General features: G+C 43.5%; 9 protein-coding genes. 7 read left to right on the plus strand and 2 right to left on the minus strand.

Annotated elements, in window-relative coordinates; translation table 11 throughout:
* The 6 genes from ACESM0_RS11265 to ACESM0_RS11290 all read left to right on the plus strand — a co-directional run.
* Positions 1-819, plus strand: an 819-nt coding sequence (locus ACESM0_RS11265) for a DUF4982 domain-containing protein (RefSeq protein ID WP_372906309.1), incomplete at its 5' end; no start/stop codon positions are given.
* 29 nt (positions 820-848) lie between these two features.
* Complete coding sequence (locus ACESM0_RS11270) at positions 849-1,946, plus strand: arabinogalactan endo-beta-1,4-galactanase (protein ID WP_372906310.1); 1,098 nt, start codon at positions 849-851, stop codon at positions 1,944-1,946.
* Positions 1,947-1,963: 17 nt separating this feature from the next.
* Positions 1,964-2,962, plus strand: coding sequence for a hypothetical protein (locus tag ACESM0_RS11275; RefSeq protein ID WP_372906311.1), 999 nt, complete (start codon positions 1,964-1,966; stop codon positions 2,960-2,962).
* Between the two features lie 4 nt (positions 2,963-2,966).
* Entirely contained in the window at positions 2,967-4,604 is a 1,638-nt protein-coding gene (locus ACESM0_RS11280; protein ID WP_372906312.1) for a sodium/sugar symporter, read from the plus strand.
* Between the two features lie 31 nt (positions 4,605-4,635).
* Positions 4,636-5,823 (plus strand): galactokinase, encoded by a 1,188-nt coding sequence (gene galK / locus ACESM0_RS11285; RefSeq protein WP_372906313.1) that lies wholly within the window; start codon positions 4,636-4,638, stop codon positions 5,821-5,823.
* Between the two features lie 171 nt (positions 5,824-5,994).
* Positions 5,995-7,041: a UDP-glucose--hexose-1-phosphate uridylyltransferase gene (locus ACESM0_RS11290; RefSeq protein WP_372906314.1), complete on the plus strand. Its 1,047-nt coding sequence runs from the start codon at positions 5,995-5,997 to the stop codon at positions 7,039-7,041.
* A gap of 13 nt (positions 7,042-7,054) precedes the next feature.
* Here ACESM0_RS11290 and ACESM0_RS11295 read toward each other — a convergent pair whose 3' ends face one another.
* Positions 7,055-7,204, minus strand: coding sequence for a hypothetical protein (locus tag ACESM0_RS11295; protein WP_372906315.1), 150 nt, complete (start codon positions 7,202-7,204; stop codon positions 7,055-7,057).
* 59 nt (positions 7,205-7,263) lie between these two features.
* Here ACESM0_RS11295 and ACESM0_RS11300 point away from each other — a divergent pair, with 59 nt between their 5' ends.
* Entirely contained in the window at positions 7,264-7,695 is a 432-nt protein-coding gene (locus ACESM0_RS11300; RefSeq protein WP_372906316.1) for a DoxX family protein, read from the plus strand.
* A 22-nt stretch (positions 7,696-7,717) separates the two neighbouring features.
* Here the strand turns inward: ACESM0_RS11300 and ACESM0_RS11305 are convergent, their stop codons facing one another.
* Positions 7,718-8,524: an FkbM family methyltransferase gene (locus ACESM0_RS11305; RefSeq protein WP_372906317.1), complete on the minus strand. Its 807-nt coding sequence runs from the start codon at positions 8,522-8,524 to the stop codon at positions 7,718-7,720.
* Positions 8,525-8,947: the final 423 nt, after the last annotated feature.

The raw sequence follows: 8,947 nt of genomic DNA on the forward strand, positions 1-8,947 counted from the left end.
AACTCACGTCAGCTTCGGGGCGACGGGCAGGTTCGGTTGGCACAGCAGGCGCTCAATTTCCAGGAAGCGCACAACAGCAACCTTCAGGGCTGGGCATTTGGCGATGCCAACTGGGTGATGTACGACTACAACCGCGGTTACGATGTGGATCTGGAAGCGTCCGGAATTCGCGATATTTTCAGGCTGCCCAAGTTTACCAACTACTTTTATCAGAGTCAGGGCGGGCCAAATCCGGATCCCAATGCGGAGTTCAATCGGCCGATGATCTACATTGCCAATTTCTGGTCTGATCCTGATTTTACAACCGTAAAGATTTTCAGCAACACCGAGGAAGTAGAACTCTTTCTAAACGATGAATCGATGGGCCGCCGGGAACCTGATTCCGATCGGGTTTCCACGCACCTAAATCATCCACCATTCACCTTTGAATTGGATGAATTTGAACCGGGTACACTTAAGGCTGTCGGTTATATTGATGGCGAGCCGACTGTGGAAACAGAAAGAATCACACCGGGTGAGGCTAGTGCCATTCAACTGAGTATCGACGAAAGCGGAAGAGAGGCTGAAGCGGGCCAGAACGACATACTGTTTGTCTATGCGTCAATAGTAGATGATAACGGAACTGTGATTCCAGATGCCGATCCGGAGGTTTCGTTTGAGGTGGAAGGAGATGCAGAACTGGTTGGCTACAACCCGATTAACGCAGAAGCCGGCATTGCAACCATATTACTGAAAGTAGGAGAGAGAAGTGGAGAGATTACGCTGCGCGCAAATTCTGACGGATTGAGTTCAGGCGAATATCAAGTAATAGTTAAGTAAAATTGAAACCGGGAGGAGATATGAATTTGATGAAATTAAAACACGGCATGTTGTCCATGATCCTGTTCCTGCTGATTGTTGAGACTGGATTTTCGCAGGAAACACGGGATATTAAACAGCAGGTGGATATTACCTATGCCATTGGAGCAGATTTCTCATTTTTGAAACAGGCCGAGGAACAGGGTGTAGAGTTTATGGATGATGGAGTGGTAAAACCGGGACTGGAGATCTTTTCCGATCACGGGTACAACTGGATTCGTTTGCGACTTTTCCATACTCCTGATGAGCTTCCAAACGATCTTGAATATACCATCGAACTGGCTCAGGAAGCGAAGGAGTACGGATTTAAATTTCTGCTCGACTATCACTATGCCGACAGTTGGGCGGATCCTGGTAAACAACCCATTCCCGCTGCATGGGAGGGACTTTCTGTGGATGTTTTGGCCGATTCTGTCTATGAGTATACCAAAAATACCATCACCGCATTTCGGGAAGCCGGCGTGATGCCGGAGATGGTTCAGATTGGGAATGAAACCCGAAACGGAATGCTCTGGCCAACCGGTAAACTGCCGGAAAACTGGGACAACTACGCGAAACTGACCAAAGCAGGGATTGACGGAGTGGATGCCGGGCGGGCACAGGAGGCGCGACCGATCATCATGATTCACTACGATCAAGGTGCCGATAAAGTTGGTGCCCGTGAATTCTACGAAACGTTTGAGTCGTACAACATTCCGTACGACATGATCGGTCTGTCGTATTACCCATGGTGGCATGGGAATTTGCTCGAATTCAGGGCTAATCTGCTCTCTCTTGACCGCCACTTTGACAAGGATATCATGCTGGTGGAAACCGCCTATAACTGGAGACCCAGCGAGTACGAAAATGCTCGTCCTCCTTATCCTGAAACACCGGAAGGTCAGGTGGAATTTCTGGAGTCTGTAAATGAAACGATGCTCAGCATCAACAGTGAAAAGATCAAAGGGATTATGTGGTGGGAGCCGGCCGTGATGGGCGGATTGCGTTCCCGTGGATTTTTTGATGATGACGGCAATGCGCTCCCGGTAATCAACGTGTTTGATAAATACCGGCTGGGAAGATTGGATAACGAAGGGATGCCCGACTAAACTGAGATGTCAAATTCATGAATGATAATCTGTCCATAGAAAAAGAAGTTGAATCGGTTCCACTAAACCATGAAGTGGTGTTGGTGAACAGTCGGCTTATTGTGACTGTACTTCCCGAAATGGGAGGTAAAATCTCCGGGATTGTACGAAGAAAGTCCGGCACGCAATTTCTTCATCAGGCAGAGGAGAACTATCAGAATGTAGAACTCCCTGCGTATGGGCAGAAATTTCAGCCACCCTACGCTGCCGGTTTTGACGACTGTTTCCCGACTGTTTCATCGTGTTCGATTTTGCTAAATGGAGAGATTATCGATCTGCCGGATCACGGCGAGCTTTGGACGTCCCAATGGGAGGTAGAACAGTCGGGTCCCGGAGTAAAACTGACCACTTACGGAAAAAAGCAGAACTACCGTTTTACAAAGTGGATCAATCTTCATGGCGAAACACTTAAGATACGCTACCGTGTGGAGAATTTAAGCAGATCCACCATGCCCTTTATCTGGTCGTCCCACCCGCTGTTGAATGTGGATCCGGGGGATGAACTGATTTTGCCGTCTGAGATCAATGAGGTTATGGTGGATGGAATGACGGATGAGGAAATTGGGAAATTTGGAGATCGATTGTCGTGGAAGGGTTTGAAATCTGAGATACTCCCCTTTGATCTATCGATTGTTCAGCCAAGAGAAGCCGGGTTTGCAGGTAAATTTTTTTCAGAAAGACTTCAAACCGGACTGGCGGGAATCTATCGGAAACAGACTGATGAATCTCTCCTCTTTCAGTTTAATACGGCCGAGATTCCCTATCTGGGGATCTGGCTTTGTTACGGTGGCTGGCCGGAACAGTCAACAATAAGAGATCTGACTGTTGCCCTGGAACCTTGTATCGGTCGGCCGGATAGTTTGAAGAAGGCGATGGAGTGGGGTGCAAATCTGGAGATTAAATCTTCAGAAATGGCAGAGTGGTCTCTGAAAATTACAATCGAAGACGGAAAATCAAATTTAAAACCAACAAACTGAACATATGGAATTTGCCTTATTAGATACGATTGTTTTTGTGGCATATGCACTGGTCATTGTGGGGCTGGGTTTATGGGTATCCCGCGAAAAAGAAGGATACCAAAAAAACGCTGAAGATTACTTCTTAGCCAGTAAGGCACTGCCATGGTGGGCTATTGGTGCATCACTGATTGCCGCTAATATTTCGGCAGAGCAGATTATCGGGATGTCCGGTTCAGGTTTTGCGGTGGGGCTTGCCATTGCATCCTATGAATGGATGGCTGCCGTTACGCTGATCATTGTTGGTAAATATTTTCTGCCGATCTTTATCAAGAAGGAGCTTTTTACCATTCCGGAATTTATCGAGTATCGTTTTAATACCACCCTTAAAACAATCCTGGCTGTATTCTGGATCGCACTTTTTGTTTTTGTGAACCTGACTACGGTGATGTATCTGGGAGCCCGTGCACTCGATACTATTATGGGAACCGGTGACGGAAGTTTGCTAATCCCAGCCTTAATTGGACTGGCTTTTATAGCCGCTGCTTATTCTCTCTATGGCGGATTATCTGCTGTGGCTTGGACAGATGTTCTGCAGGTTATACTGTTAATTATCGGAGGTACGGTAACAACTATTGCAGCTTTGAACCATGTAACTCCCGACGGTGGAATTTTGAACGGTATGGTTCATATCTATGACGTTGCGGGTGATAAGTTTAATATGATTCTGGATAAGTCGAATCCTGAATATTCGAATTTGCCCGGAGTTGGGGTGTTAATCGGTGGTTTATGGGTTGCCAATCTCTACTACTGGGGTTTTAATCAGTATATCATTCAGAGAACACTGGCGGCCAAATCATTAAAGGAGGCTCAGCGAGGAATTATATTTGCAGGCTTTCTGAAATTGATCATTCCTCTGATTGTAGTCATTCCTGGAATCATCGTATATGTTCTTTATGTACAGCCGGAAGGAACCACAATCATACCGGGTGTAGCGGATGTATTTACCAATCCTGATGGCAGCATTATTTATGACAATGCCTATCCGTGGCTGATCAGGGTGTTTTTAACACCGGGCTTTAAAGGCTTGGTAGTAGCGGCACTGGCAGCGGCGATTGTCTCTTCACTGGCATCGATGCTCAACTCGGTCGCAACAATCTTCACAATGGATATCTATCGGCCATATTTCAACAAGAACGCAACCGATAAGCAGACTGTAAATACCGGACGAATTACGGCTGCAGTTGCTCTTCTGATCGCCATACTGATGGCACCTCAGCTGGCCAATGTCCCGCAGGTGTTTCAGTACATTCAGGAGTACACCGGTTTGGTAAGCCCCGGAATTTTGGCCGTGTTTATCATGGGACTTTTCTGGAAGAAAACAACTACAAAAGGCGCAATTTATGGCGTGCTATCATCAATCGTGGTTGCACTGCTCTTAAAATTGCCGGCACTTGAGATGCCATTTCTCGATCAGATGTTGTACACCCTTATTATTACGATAGTGATTATTGCGGGCGTAAGCTTAACGACAAATCCATACGACGAAGACCCGAAAGCGATACATACCACAGCAGAAATGTTTAAGACCGGACCTGCATTCAATATTGGAGCTTATGCAATTCTGATTATTGTAGCGGTTCTGTACGCCGTGTTTTGGTAAACAAATTTTATAACTACTGATAGCTTTTAAGATGACAGACTTTATTGAAAGAATAAGCAGCGAGTTTAGAAATCGTTTTCAGGATGATTTTGTGCTTATCAAAGCCCCCGGACGGGTGAATCTTATTGGAGAGCATACCGATTACAATGATGGTTTTGTACTCCCGGCTGCGATTGATAAGGCGATCTGGCTGGCCATGAATCTGAATGATACAGGACGAATTCGACTATTTTCAGTAGATATGAATGAGGAGTATAGTGTTGAGCTATCACCTAATCTCGAAAAATCAGGTATGGGTTGGCCCGATTACATTCTGGGCGTTGTGGATCATCTGAGAAAACATGGAATGAATAGTGTTGGATTTGACTGCGTATTTGGCGGCAACGTGCCCATCGGCGCAGGACTTTCATCCTCGGCAGCTCTCGAAGGCGGGGTACTGTATGGACTTGCTGAATTGAACAACTGGGAAATTTCTAAGATGAAGATGGCTCAAATTGCCCAAAAAGCTGAAAACGAGTTTGTCGGGGTTCAGTGTGGAATTATGGATCAGTTTGCCAGCTTGAATGGGAAAGAGGCTCATGCACTGAAGCTGGATTGCAGAACACTGGAGTTTGAAAAAGTGCCATTTCGCGATCCTGATTTTAACATCGTACTTTGTGATACGGGAGTGAGACGAGAATTGGCCGGCTCGGAGTATAATGTACGTCGTTCTCAGTGCGAGGAGGGTGTATCGATCATTCAGAAATCCTATCCTGAAGTGAAAAAACTTAGGGACGTCACGCTTGAAATGCTGGAGGAAAATCGGGGTGAGATGGATGAAGTCGTTTTCAGGCGATGTAAATTTGTTATTGAAGAAAATCAAAGAGTACTCGATTCCTGTGATGATCTTGAAAGAGACAACATTCAGGCGTTCGGCCAAAGGATGTTCAAATCACATGATGGATTGCAACATGAATATGAGGTAAGCTGCAAAGAACTGGACATTCTGGTTGATATCGCCAAAAATGTGGATGGAGTAATCGGCTCCAGAATGATGGGCGGTGGATTTGGAGGCTGCACCATCAACTTGGTTCGAACGGAGTCTGTGGAACTGTTTGCAGACATTGTGAAAGAAAAATACCGCCAGCAAACCGGCAAAGAAGCTTCAGTTTACGTAACAACCATTTCAGAAGGAACACACCTTTTGAAACAAGATGTACATACACCAAAAGAATCCTGAAAATAGGAGTTTGAAATAAGGTCAAATTTGGACAGAAAATCCCCTCCTTATGTAAGGAGGGGAAATAGGGGTGGTTGAGTGCAGTTCTTGTTTGAAATTTTTGTGCCAGATTAAGTATAAATCGATCTTCTATCCCACAATATGATCATCAATTGAATAAATTAGAGAACCATGGCTTTAGATCTATCCAATCATCCGCACAGAAGATACAATCCGTTAACCGGTGAATGGGTTCAGGTTTCACCGCATCGAACCAAACGCCCCTGGCAGGGAAAACAAGAGAGAATACCGGGAGAAGAGAAGCCGGAGTATGATCCGAAATGCTATCTCTGTCCTGGCAACTCCCGGGCAGGGGATGCTAAGAATGAGGAGTACAAATCAACGTTTGTATTTGATAACGATTTTAGTGCCCTGCTCCCCGACACCCCAAATGAAGAGTTCAACAAAAATGACCTGTTGATTGCCAAAGGGGAGAAGGGAATTTGCCGAGTGATATGCTTCACACCTCGACACGATTTGACGCTGCCGGAAATGGAGCATTCTCAAATTCGAAACGTGGTGGATGTTTGGGTGAAGGAGTATGAGGAGTTGGGTTCTCGCGACTACATCAACTATGTGCAGATTTTTGAGAATAAAGGGGAGATTATGGGGTGCAGCAATCCGCATCCGCACGGACAGATCTGGGCACAGCAGACCATTCCCGAGGAACCGAAAAAAGAGTTGATTCAGCAGAAAGAATATTTCTCAAAACATGGAAGAACGCTTTTGAGCGACTATTTAAAATTGGAAATTCAGGAGGATGAACGAATTGTAGCTCAGAACGACCATTTCGTGGTTTTGGTGCCGTTCTGGGCATTCTGGCCGTTTGAAACGATGGTGATTAGTCGGAGACCGTTTGCCCGATTTACCGATATGACGGATGAAGAGAGAGATGCACTTGCCGATATTATCAAACAGATTACCGTTAAGTACGATAATATTTTTGAGATCTCATTTCCCTATTCAGCAGGATTCCATCCGGCACCTACTGATAGGCAAGAGCATCCTGAGTGGCATTTTCACATGCATTTCTATCCGCCATTGCTGCGATCGGCAACGGTCAAGAAATTCCGGGTTGGCTATGAGATGCTCGGAAACCAACAGCGGGATATTACTCCAAAAGCGAGTGCAGATCTGATCAAGTCATTACCTGAAATTCATTATAAAAAGCTCAGATAAGACGGGTTCTTTATTAGAAGAATATTTCCAGTGTTTCGTCTTTATTTGAACGAGCATAAGATAGCATATGTGATTCGTCGTACTGCTCACAAAAAAGTCCATCATAGCTTAAAATATCGAATATAATATCTGATGCAGGTGTTGTAATTAATGCGGGAATCATCCTGTTTTTCTGTAATATTCTAGGAGGAGTTGTTTAAATACAAACGTAAATCATTGAATATGAAAAACGGTATTCTTTCAACTGAACCTCAGAAAACAACCTTGTTGATTCGATTTATGGTTGGCTTCTACTTTCTGGCCGGAGGCGTTCTTAAGCTATCCTACCCTGAATTACAAGAGACCGGTTTTTTCCAAAATCTTGGATTTATTTCAGCCGGAGCAATGGTATCCGTTATTTCATTCTTAGAAATTGTATGCGGACTTATGATTATGGCAGGGCTCTTCACAAGAATTGCTGTAATTCCTCTGTTATTGACAATTAGCTTTACGGTGATGATTGGTAAATTCCCAATCTTATTTGAAGAGGGATTCTGGCTGATGGCTCACATATCCCGAATTGATTTCGCTATGTTTTTAGGATGTATATTTCTGTTCATCACAGGATCAGGTTATTGGTCGTTAGATTGGAAAATGCTGAATTCGGGAGTATAGCCTCAAATAGAAGTGCGATCGTTTATTTTTTAAAAAATCCGATTAGATTTGCATTGGCGGTATTACCGATAGAAAGCAGTCGCTTTGTTAAATTTACGAACGATTTTTCGTTTAAGTAAGTCTCTCCGCCTTGGGGTTTGTAATCTCTTCCAAGAACTTTTAAATCAAAAAATTCGGAAAGAAGATTAAAGTACTGCATTGGGTCAATTTCATCTGAGTGCATAATTTCAGGGCAAAACTCCAATATGATATGTTGTATGGCACCGTTCTTCAAACAATCTTCGGCTCCTTCTAAAACACGTATTTCTGCTCCTTCAACATCTATTTTAATTAGTTTGATAGGATTTCTATCCAAATATTTGTCCCAAATAAAATCGAGAGTGAGAGTTGGTACTGTTCTAGATTTCTTGCTGAGATAGTTCTCGGTGGACATTAGGCTGTGACAGGAGGAGTGCGTGCTTAAATTTAGGTCAACAAGTAAACTTTCCTGATCCATAGCTATAAGTAACGGTATAACCTGAGGATAATGAATTGTATTTTTAATAAGTGATGTGAAATTTTGAAAACCTGGTTCTATACTTACTACTCGGCCGTCACCTCCAACTAGCTCTGCTGCCTGTCTGCTGAAATATCCGATATTTGCTCCAACATCGATAAATACATCTTTTTTTTGAAGAATAGACTGAATCGCCTCAGTTACTTCTATTTCATAATTGCGGGTTATAATTTTTCGTGCTGTGTGATGAGGCATTTTAGGGGGGAACGACCATTCACCAAATAGATGGTTATAATGAAAGGATAGAAAATTGGTCAATTTATGGCGAAACATGGACTGGATTCTTTTTTTAAATAAATATCGCACCTTTAAAATATTAATCTATTACATAACTCTTAATTGTATCGCTCTCTATGAATTTTTGAATGTAATCATATTTATAAAGGATTCTGAAATTCTTCAGTTCGTAATCGAAAGAGATAAAGTCGGTACAGTAAAAAAATCGGGATATTGTGTATTGTTCTTATTGGCTATCTAATAAAGACTAAAATCGAGCTCTGGGTAAAATTATAATCATACTTAATTAACGGATCAGGCGACCCGCTGCACAGAGTTATTGATCTGCGAATGACCGATGACTGAACTATGAACTGCGATTTTGTTCAATTCTAATTCATGACTTCTTGATACTATTTGAACACTCCGTAATAAGTTTATTCTAAGAGAAGCATAATAAGCAATCCATGGAACACACCC

The sequence above is a fragment of the Rhodohalobacter sp. genome, assembly GCF_041686455.1.
In the GTDB taxonomy this organism is placed as follows: Bacteria; Bacteroidota; Rhodothermia; order Balneolales; family Balneolaceae; genus Rhodohalobacter.